Genomic DNA, 17,614 nt, shown 5'->3' on the forward strand with positions numbered 1-17,614 from the left:
TCGAAGGACTGCCTCCAATGGGCCGCGACCAAACAACGGGCCTCCATGCAAATTCCGGCGCACTCATCGACGTGAGCCACGATGACTTCTTCCAGCACAAAAGGAGCAGCAATGACTAGTTACTTCACGGAAGAGGCCTCAGTTGATGCGGTAAACGGGCGGATGGGCGCGGACATCGATCCTCGTTTGAGGGAAATCATGACGTGTCTTGTGACGCATCTCCACGCCTTCATCAAAGAGGCTCGACTTTCACAAGAGGAGTGGGAGGTCGCGATCGATTTTCTCACGGAGACGGGCAAAATCTGCTCCGAGCAACGGCAGGAGTTTATCCTCCTGTCCGACACGTTGGGGGTGTCCATGCTGGTCGACGCCATCAATAATCGCAGGCAACCCGGCGCCACGGAAAATACGGTGCTGGGTCCTTTTCACGTGCTTGGAGCACCACGTCATGAGATGGGCGAATGTATCACTCTCGACGGCAAAGGCGAAAGCTGTCTGTTCGAGGGCAGGGTGACTGATCTCGGCGGCAACCCTATTGAGGGTGCAAGTATCGATGTATGGTCAGACAATGCCGATGGTTTTTACGATGTGCAGCAGCCTTCGCTTCAGCCTCGATGGAATAACCGCGGGATATTCGTGACAGGTCCGGAGGGGCGCTACAGCTTTATCGGAATCAAACCGGTTTCATATCCCATTCCCGACGACGGGCCGGTTGGTAAAATGCTGAAACAGCTCGGCAGGCATCCTTATCGCCCTGCTCACATGCATTATATCGTCACAGCAGCGGGCTACCAAAAGCTTGTCACCCACACGTTCGTAGGGGACGACGTCTACCTCTCGTCTGATGCGGTATTTGGCGTCAAGTCCACATTGACTGCGCCTTATGAGCGGCTTGTAGACGGGATCACCAAGTGGCGATCACCGTTCGATTTTATCCTTAATCCAGCGTGAGCGTGCAAATTGCCATCTTGCCCAGCCAGAACGTAGCCGCCAGCGCCTGAGGGGGAACGCAATAGAAGGGCAGGTTGCCGTGCGGATGTCTCTACTCGATCCGGCAACCTATATCGTTGTAGAGTAGCTTGCCGGCGTCAAGGCTGGCCATGCGCCGGCTCGGCAGATGTCGTTGTCTCAAAACCACCGCGAACCCTTGCGCGACACGCATTAAACAGCATCCGGAATGCGCAGCGAGATCACGGTGCCCACCGCCTCTCGCGAGCGGATCTTCATGCGGCCGCCGTGCAGCGCGGTCAGCGAGCGGGAGATGGCGAGCCCGAGGCCGGAACCGCCCTTGCTCTTGGCATACTGGCTCTGCACCTGTTCGAAGGGTTGGCCGATCTTCGACAGCGCCGAGCGCGGAATGCCGATGCCGGTATCGGCGATGGTGACGAAGACGGCGCCATCGACGCGCCGCGTGCGCACCGCAATGCGGCCGCCGTTGTCGGTGAACTTCACCGCATTGGAGAGCAGGTTGAGCAGCACCTGTTTCATCGCCCGGCGGTCGGCCATCAGCGTCAGGCCGGATGAGATGCGCTGGTCGATGACGATGTTCTTTTCAGCCGCGGGCATGGCGGTGAAACGCAGGCTTTCCTCGATCAGCGGCACGAGATCGATGCGCTCACAGTGCAGCCTGAGGTGGCCGGCCTCGATCTTCGACATGTCGAGAATGTCGTTGATGACGTTGAGCAGATGTTTACCGCTGTCATGGATATCGCGGGCATATTCGTCGTATTTCAGCGAGCCGAGCGGCCCGAACATCTGGTTCTGCAGGATTTCCGAGAAGCCGAGTATGGCGTTGAGCGGCGTGCGCAGCTCATGCGACATATTGGCGAGGAATTCCGATTTCGCCTTATTGGCGGCCTCGGCGCGTTCCTTTTCCGCCTGATAGTTGGCGTTGGCCGTCGAAAGCTCGGATTTCTGGCTCTCCAGCGTCTGGCGCGAGGCGGAGAGATCACCGATCGTCGCCATCAGCCGCCGTTCGGATTCACGCAGCCGCTCCTGATGGCGTTTCATCAGCGTGATGTCGGTTCCCACCGAAACCCTGCCGCCGTCGCGGGTACGCCGCTCGTTGATCTGCAGCCAGCGCTCGTCGGCGAGCTGCACTTCCGTCGTGCGCGAATAGCCGGGGCCATCGGCATCGGCGATCCGCCGTTCGATGACCGGGCGGGCCGCGGCGGCATTGACGATCGAGCGCTCGGTGCCCGGCACCAGCACGCTGTCCGGCAAGCCGTAGGCCTGTTGGAAATGCGTGTTGCACATGACGAGCCGATCGTTCTTGTCCCAGAGCACGAAGGCTTCCGAGGTGCATTCGATGGCGTCGGCGAGCCGCTGGTCGGCTTCCGCATAGCGTTGGGCGAGCCGATGCTGTTCGGTCACGTCCATGGCAATGCCGATCAGGTGCATACGGCCGGAATTGCTGCGGATCACCTGGGCGCGGGCGCGCATCCAGACATAGTGGCCGCCAGCATGGCGCATCCTGAAGATCTGATCGACCTGGCCGGAATGGCCCTTGGCGATAGCGCGGGCGATCTCGTAGAGCCCGCCGTCATCGGGATGCATCAGCCGCGCGGCTTCGCCGAAGCCCATCGTCTTGTCGGAACCCGGCAGGCCGAGCATGTCGTACATCGAGCGCGACCAGAAGAATTCGCGGTTCTCGAAATCGAAGTCCCAGAGGCCGCAGCGGCCGCGCGACAGCGCCGTCTCGACGCGCAGGTTCGATTCCAGAAAGATGTCGTCGGCGTCGCGGGCGCGCTTCACCTGCGTGTAATAGGCATAGAGGATGACCAGCAGGATCGAGGAGATGCCGGCAAACAGCGTGACGTTGAGCGCCAGTTGTTCGCGCCAGAGGCGGCCGATCTCGTTGAGCGAGGTAGCGGCGACGATATAACCGCCGGTATTGCCCATCAACGTGATCTCGGCGTAATGCGGCACGCCGCCGATCGTCGTTTCGATGACGTCGGCGCGATCGCCGAAACGCCGGATCGCCGAGACCTCGGGGAAGAAATCGCCGACATTGCTGCCGACATACGAAAGCCCGGCGGTCGTCGCGGCAAAGACCTTGCCGCTTGCCTGCACGAGCAGCACGAAGGCGCCGTTATCAAGCCGGTCCTGCGGCAGGAACCTGGCGAGCCGGGCCTGCGCTTCTGCGGCATCGCCGCTGTCGAAGATGCCGGACGCATCGGCAAACACGGCAGACGCGGTCGCTGCCGAAAGCGCCGTGGCATGGCGGGCCGAGGCTTCCAGGCGGGAATATTCGCTGAGCATGCCGAGGAAATGCGACGCGGCGACAACGAAGAGGAAGGCGACGATCAGCGCCGGAATGGCGCGCTTCAGAAGCAGCTCGGCCTTCGGCAGATGCTGGAGAAGGGGTTCCGATGTCGCATGACCGGAAAGGCTGTCTCGCCAGGCTTTCAGCCCGTCAAAATCGACACGCAGCCGTCCTCCGGCCACGGTTGCCCGCCGCACGTCCATCATCTCTTTGCCTTGTCCCTCGTGTGATTCGCGCGCCGCTCGCTCGAACCTGACCTAGAGAATCATGGGTGATTCGCCTTGTCCAGAGGCAAAGGTAAAAATCCGTTAACTATTTATAATTTGGCGCTTTTCGAGCGATTCAATTCCGCTTGGCAAACGGCCGCCGAATTTTTTGCGACGGCCGACTGAGGCGAATTACCCTTTAAGCGTGCGCTCGACGATATCGCGCACGTCTGTGGAAAGGCCGGGAGCCTGCTCGATCTCGATCAGCGCCGAGCGGGCGTGATCGGCCCGCGCCGGTTCCAGCGAGCGCCAGGAGCGCATCGACGTTAGAATGCGGGCGGCAAGCTGTGGGTTGCGCCCGTCGATATCGAGAATCTGATCGGCAAGGAAGCGATAGCCTTCGCCGTCGGCGCGGCCGAAGCCGGTCGGGTTGGCAAAGGCGAAGGTGCCGACCAGCGACCGCATGCGGTTCGGATTGGTTCGCTTGAACAGCGGATTTTGCATCAGGGCGCGGACCCGCTCCAGGGTTTTCGCGCCGGGAATGCCGGCCTGGATTGCGAACCATTTGTCGATGACCAGCGCATTTCCGGCGAAACGGTCGCGGAAGCTTTCCAGCGCCTCGCTGGTCTCGGCACTGTCGGGGAAACGATGAGCGAGGATGGTCAGCGCATGGCTGAGGTCGGTCATATTGTTGGCTGCATCGAAGGCGGCCTTGGCGCGGGCCGGCGTCTGCTCGGCATGCGAGAGATAGGTGAGGGCAGTGTTTCGCAGCGCCCTGAGGCCGGCGTTTTTCGCGTCCGGGCTGAAATCGCCCGGTGTCGTCATCGCGGCGTAAAGGCCGGCAAAAACATCCTTTCCGGCCTCGGCGATCTGTTTCAGGATTGCCTGCCGGCCGGCGTGGATGGCATCGGGATCGTTGTTGCTGCCGAGTTCGCGGGCAATATCGGATTCGCTCGGCAGCGCCAGCGCCTGAGCGCGGAACGCCGGCTCGAGGCTCTGGTCGGCGGCCGCCGCAAGCAGCGTCTCGACGAATGTCGCTTCGCAGATGACAGGCTTGCCCTCACGGGCGTCGCGGGCGGCTTTCAGGAGGTTCGGCAGCGCCAGATCGGTCAGAGCCTGCCAGCGAGCGAAATGATCGGTTTCATGGCGGGCAAGGTGGGCGAGATCGGCCGGGCTCTGATCGAAATGCAGGTTGATCGGTGCCGAGAAGCTGCGGTTGATCGAAACGACCGGGCGCGAGCCGATGCCGTGGAACACCGCTGTCTGGGTACGGCCTGTGAGATGCAGCACCTCGCCGGAATATTCCGCGCCCTCGACCGAGCTCGGCTCGAGTTTGCCGCCGTTTTCGCCGAAGAGGGCCAGGCTGAGCGGAATATGCATCGGCTCCTTGGTCGGCTGGCCGGGCGTTGCCGGGATCATCTGCTCGAGCGACAGGGTGAAGCTGCCGGCCGCCGCATCATAGCTGCCCGATGCGGTGACGAGCGGCGTGCCGGCCTGATGGTACCAGAGCGAGAATTGCGCGAGGTCGCGCCCGCTCGCATCCTCGAAGCATTTGACGAAATCCTCGATCGTCACGGCCTGGCCGTCATGGCGATCGAAATAGAGGTCCAGGCCCTTCTTGAAGCCGTCCTTGCCGAGCAGCGTCGCGATCATGCGCGTGACTTCGCTGCCCTTCTCATAGACGGTCGTCGTGTAGAAATTGTTGATCTCGCGATATTTCGTCGGCCGTACCGGATGGGCGAGCGGGCCGCCATCTTCCGGGAATTGCTCCGATTTCAGGTGGCGCACCTCGGCGATGCGCTTGACCGGGCGCGAGCGCTGGTCGGAGGAGAATTCGTGATCGCGATAGACTGTCAGGCCTTCCTTGAGGCATAGCTGGAACCAGTCGCGGCAGGTGATGCGGTTGCCGGTCCAGTTGTGGAAATATTCATGCGCGATGATCGCCTCGATATTGGCGTAGTCGGCATCGGTCGCGAGCTCCGGATCGGCAAGTACATATTTGTCGTTGAAGACGTTGAGGCCCTTGTTCTCCATCGCCCCCATGTTGAAGTCGGAGACGGCGACGATCATGAAGATGTCGAGATCGTATTCGCGTCCGAACCGCTCTTCGTCCCATTTCATCGAGCGTTTCAGCGCGTCCATCGCATAGGCGGCGCGCGGCTCCTTGCCATGCTCGACATAGATCTTCAGCACCACCTCGCGGCCGGACATGGTGGTGAAGGTGTCTTCGACAACGCCGAGATCGCCGGCGACGAGCGCGAAGAGATAGCTCGGCTTCGGATGCGGGTCGAACCAGGCGGCGAAATGCTTGCCGGGGCCGTAGCCGGCACCGCCGAGGAAGTTGCCGTTCGACAAAAGCAGCGGGTTGGCGTCCTTGTCGGCGATGATGTTGACCGTGAACGGCGCAAGCACGTCGGGCCGGTCGGGGAAATAGGTGATACGGCGGAAGCCTTCGGCCTCGCATTGCGTGCAGTAGATGCCGCCGGTGCGGTAGAGGCCCATCAGCTGGGTATTGGCTTCGGGATTGATGACCGTGGTGATCGTCAGCTCGAAGGGCGCACTCTCCGGCAGGTCGCGCACCGTCAGGCTTTCCGGTGTCGCGTCATAACGCGCAGGATCCATCTCCACCTGGTCGAACAGCAGCCCCGACAGCGTCAGCTCGTCGCCGTCGAGCACGATCGGCGCCGTCGGATCAGTGCCCGGGCGGCGATGAAAGATCAGACGGGCCTCGACTTTTGTCTCCGTTGGGTCGAGTTCGAAGGTCAGGTCCACGCGTTCCAGCACGAAGTCGGTGGGACGGTAATCTGCCAGATGAATGACCTGGCCGGTATCTGTTCGCATGGTGTTTCCTGAAGACCGTTATTTGACAACCGCGGAATACAGAGGCGGGCGCACTCTGCCATAAATTTGCCGGGCATGATTACATTAAAGTCTGAACTAAAGTTAAAGCAAATTGCCCGCGAACACGAAGTTCGCGGGCAAAATACCTGATTGGGACGGATGACTGCGGCTGCCAGGGAGGGAGACTCTACTTCAGATTGAGCGCGGCCTTGATCGTCGCGTCGCTTTCGGTCCGCTGCACGACGACGCCATACCAGCCGAGCCCGTCGTAATCCTCGTAGCCGAGGGTGCGTGCGAAGGCGACGATCGAGCCGTCATTGTCGTAATAGCTGCCTTTCGCCTGGCCGTTGGGGTTGGCGAGGGCGAAATGCGAAAACAGCAGGGCGGGATTGGTGGTGGCGATCACCCGGCTCTTGCCGTCGAGCAGCATGACCGTCGTTCTTTCCGCCAGCTGCGGCGGTAGGTTCGCCTCCTTCTCGACGATCGCCTGGCCCTGGTTCTGCCAGTCGAAATAGACGCCGAGCGTGCCGACCAGCCGTCCGTCGAGCTTGCCCTCTTCGCGGATGCCCGTGGCATAGACAAGCGCATGCCTGTTGTCATGGATCGGGCTCGCCTTGACCTCGTCGACGATATAAGCGTCGCCGGAGGAACAGGCAGACGCCGCGCGGAACCACGGATCGCCGGCAAGGCTGGTGCCGGCGATCTTGCGCTGGAACTTGGGATTGGCGGACGCCATCACCTTGCCCGAGAGATCGGTCATGACGAGATCGAGATAGACGGTGTAGAAGCGGTTGATGGCGCCGAGACGCTCTGCCGCAAAGGCGACGGTTTCCCGATCCGGGTTCTGCAGCGCCTGCCAGAGTGCCGGGTCCGTCGCCCACCAGCGCACATCGGCCGTGCGCTCGAAAAGGTTGCGGACGATGAGCTGCACCAGCGTCTGCGCGAGATCAGTGAGGCGGACGCCCTCCATCTCCTCGACCAGCGAATCCGCCATGGCGCGGCTGAGGCCGATGCGGCCGAGCACGTTGCTCTCGAACCTGCCGGTGATGTCGGTGGCGATCTGCGCCAGCCGCTGCACCTCGTTGGCAACGACCGCAAAACCCTTGCCGGTCTCGCCGGCCCGTGCCGCCTCGATCAGCGCATTGATCGCGAGCAGCTTGATCTGCTTGACGATATGGGTGTTGTCGGCGCTGAAGCGCTCGAGGTCGGTGCTGATGCCGTCGGTGACGACGCGCATGGACCGCGGTGTCGCATTCTGCGACTGGGCAATGGTTTCGGCGCTAAGCGGCTTCATCAAATGGGATCCTGGAAGGAGCGGGCACTTGTTTATGTGGTGAAGAAAAATTTCGAGATCAGCGATAAAAACGATGCTTGCCTATGGTTTTCAATTGGTTAACGGCTCGCCCCGCGAGATGAACATTTTCGGGGTGAATGGCTCAAAACGGGAAATTTCAGAGCAGTGGCGCATAAGCAGCACGGTTGAGCCTGCAGCTGGCGGCGATTCTGTGATTCTCTGATGTTGCTTGCGGTTTTTTCGCCAATCGGGATTTTCTTTCGTTACGATGCAAGACGTCATCCACGGCGTTCCTGAGTCGAACGCGTCCCCCGTTCCGCTTAAGTCAGTATTAAGAGCCAGGATCATGCACTCGGTTCTCAGAAACCCGATGAGAGGCATTGCGCTAAAAGTCTCATCGGTCGTGGTCTTCCTGGCCATGCAGACCTTCATCAAGCTGGCCGGCTCGGAGATCCCGCCGGGTCAGGTAACGTTCTGCAGATCGTTCTTCGCGCTCTTCCCGATCATCGCCTATCTCGCCTATATCGGGCAGTTGCGCGCCGCCTTCTACACCGCCAATCCGGTCGGTCACCTCAAGCGCGGCACGATCGGCATTATGTCGATGGCTTTCGGTTTCTACGGCCTCCTGCATCTGCCGCTGCCGGAGGCGATCGCGCTCGGCTACGCCTTGCCGCTCGTTGCCGTCATCTTTGCCGCCGTCTTTCTCGGCGAGACCGTGCGCATCTATCGCTGGAGCGCAGTCCTGGTCGGCATCGTCGGCGTCGCCATCGTCTCATGGCCGAAGCTCACGCTGTTTCGCGAGGGCGGCATGGAGGCCGAACAGGCCGTCGGGGCGCTCTCGGTGCTGCTCTCGGCCGTTCTCGGCGGCATGGCGATGATCCAGGTGCGTCGTCTCGTCGAGGAGGAGAAGACAGCGACGATCGTGCTGTACTTCTCGCTCACCGCCTCGGTCTTCTCACTGGCCTCCCTGCCTTTCGGCTGGCTCATCCTGCCATGGCCGTCGGCACTCTATCTGGTCGCGGCCGGTTTTTGCGGTGGCGTCGCGCAGATCCTGCTGACGGAAAGTTATCGCCATGCCGACGTCTCCACCATCGCGCCGTTCGAATATACCTCCATCCTGCTCGGCAGCATCGTCGCCTATTTCGTCTTCGGCGACGTGCCGAGCGTCACCATGCTGATCGGCACGCTCATCGTCATCTCCGCCGGCATCTTCATCATCTATCGCGAGCATCAGCTGGGCATCGAGCAGAGAGAGGCGCGCAAGGCCACGACGCCGCAAGCCTGACGCCTGCAAGCTCATGATATCAAAGCTTTTAAGGCGAAAATCGCCGCGACGGGGAAATTGCTCGCAGAAAGCGAAAAGAATGGTGAATTCTTGGGATATCGTCCTTTCGTGGAATATGTTTGTTGAAGGTGAGAGAGTATCATTTATTCGAAGCCGTGCATGTCTGAATGGCCGCTGATGCCGGGAGGTCTTCGGTATTGCTGCTCCGAACGCTGGGCTGTGAGCGGAGGTGGAGAAAAGCATAATGGCATTCACGGCGGAGCAATTGGCGGGGAACTGCTCCTTTCTGCTGAGCATCCGCTTTTTGGCCGCGCAGATGCGCGGCATGTTCGATGCCGGCCCGCGGTTGGCGCGATTGCTCGCTTCGCATCAGCGCTGGCTTCTGACCCAGACCGCCTATGCCCTCAATCTGGAATATGATCCGAGCGACCCGACGTCGGGTTTCACCGCCGTTCGGCTGACCGCGCGCATCACCGCGCATAAGGTGGCGAGCCGCAACACCGTGCTCGCCTTCATCGAAGAGCTCTTTACCTACCGCTTCATTGTTCACACGCCCGGCGACGAGCGGCGGCGGCCACGGCATTTCGAGCCGGCCGATGTCAGCCATCAGGCGATGTTTGCCTGGATTCTCGGCAATCTCGGTGCGCTCGACCTGCTCGACGGCGGTCAAAGAGCAGCGTTTTTCCAGGCAAACCCGACATTGATGCGGCTCGTTCAGCCGCGCATTGCCCGCCATTGCCTGGAGGATGCCGCCTGGCGAGAGCCGCCGGAACAGGTGGCGCTGTTCCTCTGGACGGAAGCCGGAGGCCTCGTCGTCGACAATTTCATCGCCCGGATGGATATAGAACACACCGAGGCGGAGAGGTATTCCGTCGGCCGCGTCGAAACCCGCGCGCTCGCGGCCGATTTCATGATGTCGCGCACCCACCTCCAAAGGCTGTTGGCAAAGGCGGCGCAACGCGGCTGCGTCGGCTGGGACGACGAACCACGCAAGGCGCATCTCTGGATATCACGGAAGTTCGTCGAGGAATACTGCGCCTGGCAGGCGGTCAAATTTGCCTATGTCGACGAAGCCTTCGAATGGGCAAAGGCCCGGATGGATGAGACGGCCGGCTGATCAGAGAACGATTGCCGCTGCACTCACGCCCTCGCGTCCGCCAGCATCGGCCGGCTTCACCGAAAGCTCGCGCTCATATTCCCGCGCGGCGCAGATCGCGACGCGGATATGCTCGAACGTGTCGATTGTGCGCAAAAGCGAGAGGATCGTGGACATTTTCAAGTACTCGTGGATTTGACGCGAAAGGGCAGGCAACCCGCCTGCCGCTCAATATTGCTGGAAGTCCGAAAAAATCGCGTTCGGACGCGCCGTGCGGCTGTTGATGCCGGTGCCGCGGGCAATCATTTGTTCGTTCGTGGCAAAGCCGAAACGGCTGTAGCCTTGAGTGGAACGAACCTGGTCGCCGGCGAGGCGAAGGGTTTCAAACCCGCTATGGATAGGACGAAAACGCTTGTTCATGGCCTTGGTTCCTGTGATTCCTCCCAAGACACAGCTGATATTGCGATGCAGCATAGATTCCGCAATGCACCACGGCGGGATGCAGCCATGCATCCAACGCATAGATAGATTCATAAATTCTTCAACTTTGGCTAATTTCTAAGCAAAGAGAGGGACTTAAGCTTCGCTTGAAAGGCGAGCAGGTCGTTCCAGGCCAGCCTTTTATTGACCGGTGCGGTTAACAGATCCTGCGGATGCAGGCTGGCTATGGCAGGAATGACACAGTCCGCCACGGCAATCTCCTTCCAGCGGCCGCGCAGGCCGTGGATCGTGTCGTTTTCGCCGAAGAAGAAGCGGGCCGAAAAATTGCCGAGCAGCAGAATCGCCTTCGGTTCGGCCAGCGCGATCTGCCGTTCGATAAACGGGCGGCAGATGTCCATTTCCGCTGCCGAGGGTGCGCGATTGCCGGGTGGCCGCCAGGGGATGACCTGCGTCAGCAAGACGCTCGAACGCGTCAGCCCGATCGCCGCTAGCATCTTGTCGAACAGCTGGCCGGATTTTCCCGAGAAGGGCGCGCCTTCGCGATCGTCTTCGGCGCCCGGCGCCGAGCCGATCACCATGATACCGCTTTCGGCATCACCGGTGGCAAAGATGGTCGAGCGGGCGCTGTGCTTGAGATTACAGCCGTTGAAGGCTTCGATCGCGGTCTTGAGTTCTGCGAGCGACCGCGCCGTTTCGGCGACGAAACGCGCCTGTTGCACAGCCTCGCCATCCGGAATCGCCGGTTGGGGGCCGGACGCGGCGATCGCGGCGGGCGCCGGGCGTGCTGCTACATGCGGACGCGGCGGTGTCCGGCCTTCCCCGGGACCGGAACGTTCTTCGACGGAAGGTTGCGGCTGCACCTGTGTCGCCGGGCGCCGGGCAACCTTCATCGCCTCGAACTCGGCGAAGCGGTCGATCGCCTCTTCTTCCAGCAGCCATTCCACGCCGGCATCCGCATGGAAATGCAGAAGCGCTGCAAGCTCGGCGGGGGAAAGGTCGTTGGCGGAGATCATCCGACAGGTTTAGCGGAGAGACTGTGGCATGGAAAGGGCAGGCGACAGATTGCCCGCCCTTGCCGGCGCTATTGCACAGTCCATTGCGCGATGTCGTCGCGTTCGCCGATCAGCGCCAGGCCGTGGGCGATCGACAACAGCTCGCCGCCGCTCTCGATCTTGTCGCTGTCGAAGCGCTCGGTGAAAATGCGCCGCACCGCCGGCACGAAGGAGGTGCCGCCGGTCAGGAACACCTTGTCGATCTCCGACGGTTTCGTCTCGGTCTTGTCGAGCACTTCGTCGAGCGCGCCTTCAATACGGGCGAGGTCATCGACGATCCAGCTTTCGAAATCGCTGCGCTTGATCGTGCGATGGCCGCCGCGGCCGAGCGGGGCGAAATCGAACGGAGCCTCTTCGGCGGAGGAAAGCGCCATTTTCGTTGCAGAGACGGCCTGATAGAGCGGATAGCCCTCGTCATGGTCGATCAGGTCGACGAAGATCTCCAGCTTCTCTGGTTCCAGCGCCGTGCGCACCAGCTTCTTGAGATCCTCGAATTCCCGCGAGGTCTTGAAGATCGACAGCTGGTTCCAGCGGCTGAAGCTCGCATAGTAGTTTGACGGCACCTCAAGGATCTTGTCGAAGCTCTTGAAATGGCTGCCCTTGCCGATCTGCGGCGCGACGATGTTGTCGATCATGCGCGCATCGAAATGGTCGCCGGCCACACCGACACCCGAATGGCCGATCGGCGTTGCCGTCAGTTTGCCGGCCCTGCTCTCGAAGCGGATCAGCGAATAGTCCGTCGTACCGCCGCCGAAGTCGGCGACGAGCACGGTCGCATCGGACTTCAGGTTCTGCGCAAAGTAGAAGGCAGCCGCAACAGGCTCGTAGACATAATGAATTTCCGGAAAGCCGAACCGCGTCAGCGCCTCGTTGTAGCGCTGCACCGCAAGCGCCGGGTCCGGATTGGCGCCGGCGAAATGCACCGGACGGCCGGCGATGATGCGGCTGGCATCATCGGGCCAACTCTCGCCTGCGTAATGGCGAAGGCGCCGGATGAAGATTTCCATCAGGTCTTCGAAGCTCTGCCGCTTGCCGAAGACGATTGTGCCCTGGAAGAGCGCGCTGGCCGCAAAGGTCTTGATCGACTGCAGGAAGCGGCAGTCGCCGGGATTGTCGATGAACTGGCGGATCGCCGCATGGCCCGCCTCCACCTTCAGCGCCGAAGCGCCGAGCTGCGCGTCCTTCATGAAGGACAGCGCCGTGCGCATGCTGTCGGCCGTGCCTGCCGTGCTCGTGAACGCCATCGAGCGTGTCGCCCCGCCATCCGCCATGGCGAGAACCGTATTCGTCGTGCCGAAGTCCAAACCCAGCGCCTGAGCCATGCCCGCACCTCTTCATGCCGATTGTTATTGGAGACGGAGCGTTGCTCCGCAAGGGCGTGGGAACGCCCGGATCAAGGAGGGCGGGTGATGCCACAGAGGCGTGACACATTCAAGAGGAGCGAAAGTTGATGTGATCGAGGCGCACTTCTTCTCCCGGTGAAAGAAGAAGTGCGCCGCAAGGGGCAATCGGCAATGCCGAACTCAGAGGGCCGTCATCACTCGGCAGCCATTGCCCTTGCCTCTTGTACCTGCGGCTCCTCGACCTTCTTTCCGCCGATCAGGCGGCCGAGGAAATTGCCGAAGCGGTCCATCTCGACGAAGATGACCGGGGTGATGAACAGCGTCAGCATCTGCGAGACGATCAGGCCGCCGACAACGGCGATACCGAGCGGCTGGCGCAGCTCGGAGCTTGCGCCGGTGCCGAGCGCGATCGGCAGGGCACCGAGCAGGGCGCAGAAGGTCGTCATCATGATCGGCCGGAAGCGTCGCACGCAGGCCTCGTGGATCGCCGCCGTCGCCTTCTCGCCCGTCGTGCGCATCGTCTCCACCGCCACGTCGATCATCATGATTGCATTCTTCTTGACGATGCCGATCAGCATCAACAGGCCGATGAGGGCGATGATCGACAGGTCGAAGCCCATGATCTTCAACGCTAGCAGCGCACCGAAGGCCGCCGCCGGCAGGCCGGAGAGGATGGTGAGCGGATGGATGAAGCTTTCATAGAGCACGCCGAGCACGACATAAATGGTCAGAATGGCCGCCAGGATCAGATAGGCGGTATTGCCCTGCGACTGCTGGAAGATCTCCGCCGTGCCGCCATAGGAGGTGAAGACGTCTGCCGGAACGCTGATGTCCTTCTTGATCTGATCGATCGCCGCCGTGGCATTGCTGAGCGACACTCCTTCCGGCAGGTTGAAGGAAACCGTGGTCGAGACCAGCTGGCCCGTCTGGTTGATGGTGACCGGGCCGGTGGTGCGTTGCACATGCGCGAAGTTCGACAGCGGCACCAGGCTGCCATTGGAGGAGGCGACACGGATCTCCGACAGCTTCTGGTCGTCCCAGGGTTTGCTGGTGTCGTATTCGACGATGACGTCGTAGCTGTCGCCGGTCGACTGGATTTCCGCAGCCGCATATCCGCTGAAGGATTCCTGCAGGGTCGTGCGAAGCGTGTCGTTGTCGATCCCGTAAGCGGCTGCCCGCTCGGTGTCGATGACGATATTGGCCTGCAGGGCGTTGTTCTGGGCGTCCGATGTCACATCGGTGAACAGGTCTCGGTCGCCACGCATCGCCGCCTGGATCTTGCCGGCCCACAGGTTGGTCTGATCGGCGCTCAGCGCCTGCACCACCAGCTGATACTGGCTGGCGGTCTGGCGGCCGCCGAAACGCAGGCTCTGGTTCGGCGTCACGAAGGCCTGCAATCCGGGGATCTTGTTGATCGCCGTGCGCAGCTCGCGCAGCGTCTGGTCAAGCGGCGGACGCTCCGTCTTGTCCTTGAGCTCGACGAACATCGAGCCGTTGTTCTGCGGTTTGTTCGGGTTGCCGCCGATCGTCGACATCACGTGATTGACCGCCGGGTTCGCCTTGACGGCGGCTGCCGCCTGCTGCTGCAGCGCCTCCATGGCGGAATAGGAAATGTCCTGCCGCGCCTGGGTGCTGACCGTCAGGCGGCCGATATCTTCCTGCGGGAAGAAGCTCGTCGGCAGCGTCATGAAGAAATAGACCGTCAGCGCCACCGAGCCGAGGAAAACCCCGAGGATCGTCAGGCGATGCTGCAGGCACCAGCCGACCGCCCTGTCATAGCCGTTGAGCGTCCGCTCGAAGCCGGCATCGAAGATGCGGATGAGGAGCGGCGGGCGGCTGTGATTGTTGGAGAGCCGCGAGCCGAGCATCGGCGTCACGGTCAGCGAGACGATCGCCGACGAGATGATGGCGATGGCGACCACCATGCCGAATTCGTTGAATACCCGGCCGACGACGCCGCCCATCAGCAGGATCGGGATGAACACCGCGATCAGCGAAACCGACATGGAAATGATGGTGTAGCTGACTTCGCCGGCACCCTTGATCGCCGCTTCCCGCACCGGCATGCCTTCCTCGACATGGCGCAGGATGTTTTCGAGCATGACGATCGCGTCGTCCACCACCAGCCCCACCGCGAGCGTCAGCCCGAGCAGCGAGATGTTGTCGATGCTGTAGCCGAGCACATACATCATGCCGAAGGTCGAGATCAGCGATAGCGGAACGGCAAGTCCCGGAATGATCGTTGCCGTGGCATGGCCGGTGAAGAGGTAGATGACCAGGACGACGAGACCGATCGTCAGCAGCAGCGTGAATTTCACGTCGGCAATGGCGGCGCGAATCGGTTTTGCGGCATCGTTCATGACGATGGTGTTGACCGAAGGCGGAATTTCCGCGTGCAGCTGCGGCAGCTTGGCGTTGATCGCATCGACGACATCGACGGTGTTGGCATCCGGCTGACGCTGGATGGCGAGAATGATGCCGCGCTGGCCGTCATACCAGCTGCCGGTATACTGGTTCTCGACACTGTCCTGCACTTCGGCGATATCGCCAAGGTGAATCGGCGCGCCGTTCGGATTGGCAATGACCAGCGAGCGGAATTGCTCTGCGTTGGTGCGCTGCGTATTCGCCGTGATGGTCATGCTCTGCGAATTGTTCTGCAGCGTGCCGACAGGCTGCTGGCTGTTGGCCGCAGACAGCGCCTTGTTGACGGTATCGATGCCGATGCCGCGGGTCAAAAGCTTGTTGGGATCGACCTCGACGCGCACGGCATAGGTCTGCGCACCGTAGACGCTGACCTGGGCAACGCCCGGAAGTGTCGACAGCGACGGCGAGATGATGTCCTCGGCGATCTCGTCGAGCTTGCTGCGCGGCAGGGTGTTGCTCTGCACCGAGAGCAACATGACAGGCGCGTCGGCCGGGTTGGTCTTGCGGTAGCTCGGCGGCGTCGTCAGATTGTCGGGCAGTTGCCGGGTCGCATGCGAGATCGCCGCCTGGACGTCGGCTGCAGCCGCGTCGATATCGCGGTTGAGATCGAACTGCAGCACGATGCTGCTGCTGCCGAGCGAGCTCGATGCGCTGATTTCGCTGATCCCGGGAATGGTCTCGAACTGCTTGATCAGCGGTGTCGCAACCGACGTCGCCATCGTCTGCGGCGAGGCGCCGCTCAACTGTGCCGAAACGTTGATAGTGGGAAAATCGACCTGTGGCAGGGCTGCGACCGGGACGAGCTGGTAACCGGCAAGGCCGGCCAGAATGACGCCGATGGCAAGCAGCGTCGTCGCGACGGGGCGCTGGATACAGAAATTGGGGATCATTGCTGAGCTCCCACCGCGATCGTCTCGGATTGCTGCTGCCGAGGCTCTTCGGCGGAAGCGACATCAAGCGCCTTTTCGTCGAACTGCTCGTTGATCGCCTGCTCGTCGCTGAGCTGGCCCTGGCCCTCGACGACGACATGATCGCCGGCCTGAAGGCCCGATTCGATGGCGGTGAAGCCGCCATTGGCGCGGGCGATAGTGACCGGCGTCAGATGTGATTTGCCGTCCTTGGCGACGAAGGCGAGGAAACCGTCGGGGCCGGGGCTGACGGCAACCGTCGGCACGACCACCTGCTGTTCGTCATTGTCGAAATGTACCACGATGTTGACCGACTGGCCGGGCCAGAGCGCGCCGGAGGCATTCTCGAATTTCGCCTTGGCGAGGATCGTGCCCGAGGCGGTGTCGACCGTGTTGTCGTAGAAGCTGATCTCGCCCTTCCTGACCTGCCCCTTGGTGGACGCGGGAACCGTGCTGACCTCGACCGGACCGGCTGCCAGGGCTTTTTTCAGCACACGCAGATAGCGTTCCTGCAGGTGGAATTTCACATAGATCGGATCGTATTTGGCGATGGTGACGATTGCCGAGCCGGCATTGAGGAAGGCGCCCTTGCTGATGGCGATATCGCCGAGCCGGCCGTCGAAGGGCGCGCGGATGTCGGTGTTTTCGAGGATGATCTGATCGGAGGCAAGGGACGCCTTGTCGGCATCGACCGTGGCGGCTGCGGTATCGCGGGCGGCGACCGCTTGGTCGAGGCTCTGCTGGGTGCCGGCCTTCTGGTTGAAGAGATCCTGCGCGCGTGTCAATGCGGTCTCTGATTCCGCAAGGGTTGCCGTGTCGCGCACGATCATCGCATTGTCCTTGTCGACAGCCGCCTTGGCCGTCCGGTCGTCCAGCTTGGCGATCAGATCGCCGGCTTTGACGGTCGCCCCATCCTGCGCATTGATGCTGACGATCAGGCCCTGTTCCTGTGCGGCGATGGTCGTGTTGTCATCGGCATCGGCCCAGCCGGAAGCGGTCACATCCATCGGCAGCGTCGTTTTCACCGCCGCGACTGTTTTGACGACGGTCGGGCCGCCGCCGCCACGTCTGCGCCCGCCGCCCTGCTGTTGCCCACCGTTCTGCGCCTGATCGCCCTGTGCCTGATCACCATGGGCCTGATCACCATGGTCTTGCTGCCCGCCGCCATTGCCGCCGGCCGGCTGCTTGATGAACTGCGAGAGGTAGGGAATGCGGGAGGCATAGGGGAGCAGATTCCCGGATTGCCAGACGCCGACGGCGGCAACTGCGATAATGCTGACGGTGATCCAAAATTTCTTCATGGGCGAGACCGGTTTTTGGGCAAGGTTGCGGGGGCAAGGTTGCGAATTTTATGCCCTGATAGAGCCGCTTATATTGCGGCGCAAAAAAGACATAATTCCCGGTTCGCGATCACTAAGTGGTTATAACGGCTTAAATTTTTGTAATGAATATTCCGTAA

General features: G+C 61.5%; 12 protein-coding genes. 3 read left to right on the forward strand and 9 right to left on the reverse strand.

What is annotated here, in order from left to right; all coding sequences use genetic code 11:
* The first annotated feature begins 111 nt into the window (after positions 1-111).
* On the forward strand, positions 112-951 hold the full coding sequence (locus QMO82_RS29830) for a dioxygenase (protein WP_183606256.1): 840 nt from the start codon (positions 112-114) through the stop codon (positions 949-951).
* Positions 952-1,161: 210 nt separating this feature from the next.
* On the opposite strand, the gene QMO82_RS29835 is transcribed toward QMO82_RS29830, so the two are convergent.
* The 3 genes from QMO82_RS29835 to QMO82_RS29845 form a co-directional block, all read right to left on the reverse strand.
* Entirely contained in the window at positions 1,162-3,471 is a 2,310-nt protein-coding gene (locus QMO82_RS29835) for a PAS domain-containing sensor histidine kinase (protein ID WP_183606257.1), read from the reverse strand.
* Positions 3,472-3,663: 192 nt separating this feature from the next.
* Positions 3,664-6,312, reverse strand: coding sequence for an aminopeptidase N (gene pepN / locus QMO82_RS29840; protein ID WP_183606258.1), 2,649 nt, complete (start codon positions 6,310-6,312; stop codon positions 3,664-3,666).
* Positions 6,313-6,499: 187 nt separating this feature from the next.
* Complete coding sequence (locus tag QMO82_RS29845; RefSeq protein ID WP_283196559.1) at positions 6,500-7,606, reverse strand: methyl-accepting chemotaxis protein; 1,107 nt, start codon at positions 7,604-7,606, stop codon at positions 6,500-6,502.
* Between the two features lie 346 nt (positions 7,607-7,952).
* Between QMO82_RS29845 and QMO82_RS29850 the strand changes: the two genes are divergently transcribed.
* Together QMO82_RS29850 and QMO82_RS29855 are read left to right on the forward strand one after the other, a co-directional pair.
* Positions 7,953-8,891, forward strand: coding sequence for a DMT family transporter (locus tag QMO82_RS29850; protein ID WP_183606259.1), 939 nt, complete (start codon positions 7,953-7,955; stop codon positions 8,889-8,891).
* A gap of 244 nt (positions 8,892-9,135) precedes the next feature.
* On the forward strand, positions 9,136-10,008 hold the full coding sequence (locus QMO82_RS29855; protein WP_183606260.1) for a hypothetical protein: 873 nt from the start codon (positions 9,136-9,138) through the stop codon (positions 10,006-10,008).
* On the opposite strand, the gene QMO82_RS29860 is transcribed toward QMO82_RS29855, so the two are convergent.
* The 6 genes from QMO82_RS29860 to QMO82_RS29885 form a co-directional block, all read right to left on the reverse strand.
* Positions 10,009-10,164, reverse strand: coding sequence for a hypothetical protein (locus tag QMO82_RS29860; RefSeq protein WP_183606261.1), 156 nt, complete (start codon positions 10,162-10,164; stop codon positions 10,009-10,011).
* 51 nt (positions 10,165-10,215) lie between these two features.
* The gene (locus QMO82_RS29865) at positions 10,216-10,407 is read right to left on the reverse strand and encodes a hypothetical protein (protein WP_003546802.1); all 192 of its coding nucleotides are present in this window, start codon (positions 10,405-10,407) and stop codon (positions 10,216-10,218) included.
* A 131-nt stretch (positions 10,408-10,538) separates the two neighbouring features.
* Positions 10,539-11,441, reverse strand: coding sequence for a uracil-DNA glycosylase family protein (locus tag QMO82_RS29870; protein WP_183606262.1), 903 nt, complete (start codon positions 11,439-11,441; stop codon positions 10,539-10,541).
* 68 nt (positions 11,442-11,509) lie between these two features.
* Positions 11,510-12,802, reverse strand: a complete 1,293-nt coding sequence (locus QMO82_RS29875; protein ID WP_183606263.1) for an Hsp70 family protein — start codon at positions 12,800-12,802, stop codon at positions 11,510-11,512.
* Positions 12,803-13,017: 215 nt separating this feature from the next.
* Complete coding sequence (locus QMO82_RS29880; RefSeq protein WP_183606264.1) at positions 13,018-16,137, reverse strand: efflux RND transporter permease subunit; 3,120 nt, start codon at positions 16,135-16,137, stop codon at positions 13,018-13,020.
* Positions 16,134-17,456 (reverse strand): efflux RND transporter periplasmic adaptor subunit, encoded by a 1,323-nt coding sequence (locus tag QMO82_RS29885; protein ID WP_183606265.1) that lies wholly within the window; start codon positions 17,454-17,456, stop codon positions 16,134-16,136. Before QMO82_RS29885 ends, QMO82_RS29880 begins: the two co-directional genes overlap by 4 nt.
* Between the last annotated feature and the right edge of the window lie 158 nt (positions 17,457-17,614).

Source organism: Rhizobium sp. BT04, assembly GCF_030053135.1.
GTDB lineage: Bacteria > Pseudomonadota > Alphaproteobacteria > Rhizobiales > Rhizobiaceae > Rhizobium > Rhizobium binxianense.

Bases quoted from the DNA above. Each gene is read 5' to 3' on its own strand.
- QMO82_RS29830 (WP_183606256.1), top strand. From the start codon at position 112: ATGACTAGTTACTTCACGGAAGAGGCCTCAGTTGATGCGGTAAACGGG.
- QMO82_RS29835 (WP_183606257.1), bottom strand. From the start codon at position 3,471: ATGATGGACGTGCGGCGGGCAACCGTGGCCGGAGGACGGCTGCGTGTC.
- pepN (WP_183606258.1), bottom strand. From the start codon at position 6,312: ATGCGAACAGATACCGGCCAGGTCATTCATCTGGCAGATTACCGTCCC.
- QMO82_RS29845 (WP_283196559.1), bottom strand. From the start codon at position 7,606: ATGAAGCCGCTTAGCGCCGAAACCATTGCCCAGTCGCAGAATGCGACA.
- QMO82_RS29850 (WP_183606259.1), top strand. From the start codon at position 7,953: ATGCACTCGGTTCTCAGAAACCCGATGAGAGGCATTGCGCTAAAAGTC.
- QMO82_RS29855 (WP_183606260.1), top strand. From the start codon at position 9,136: ATGGCATTCACGGCGGAGCAATTGGCGGGGAACTGCTCCTTTCTGCTG.
- QMO82_RS29860 (WP_183606261.1), bottom strand. From the start codon at position 10,164: ATGTCCACGATCCTCTCGCTTTTGCGCACAATCGACACGTTCGAGCAT.
- QMO82_RS29865 (WP_003546802.1), bottom strand. From the start codon at position 10,407: ATGAACAAGCGTTTTCGTCCTATCCATAGCGGGTTTGAAACCCTTCGC.
- QMO82_RS29870 (WP_183606262.1), bottom strand. From the start codon at position 11,441: ATGATCTCCGCCAACGACCTTTCCCCCGCCGAGCTTGCAGCGCTTCTG.
- QMO82_RS29875 (WP_183606263.1), bottom strand. From the start codon at position 12,802: ATGGCTCAGGCGCTGGGTTTGGACTTCGGCACGACGAATACGGTTCTC.
- QMO82_RS29880 (WP_183606264.1), bottom strand. From the start codon at position 16,137: ATGATCCCCAATTTCTGTATCCAGCGCCCCGTCGCGACGACGCTGCTT.
- QMO82_RS29885 (WP_183606265.1), bottom strand. From the start codon at position 17,456: ATGAAGAAATTTTGGATCACCGTCAGCATTATCGCAGTTGCCGCCGTC.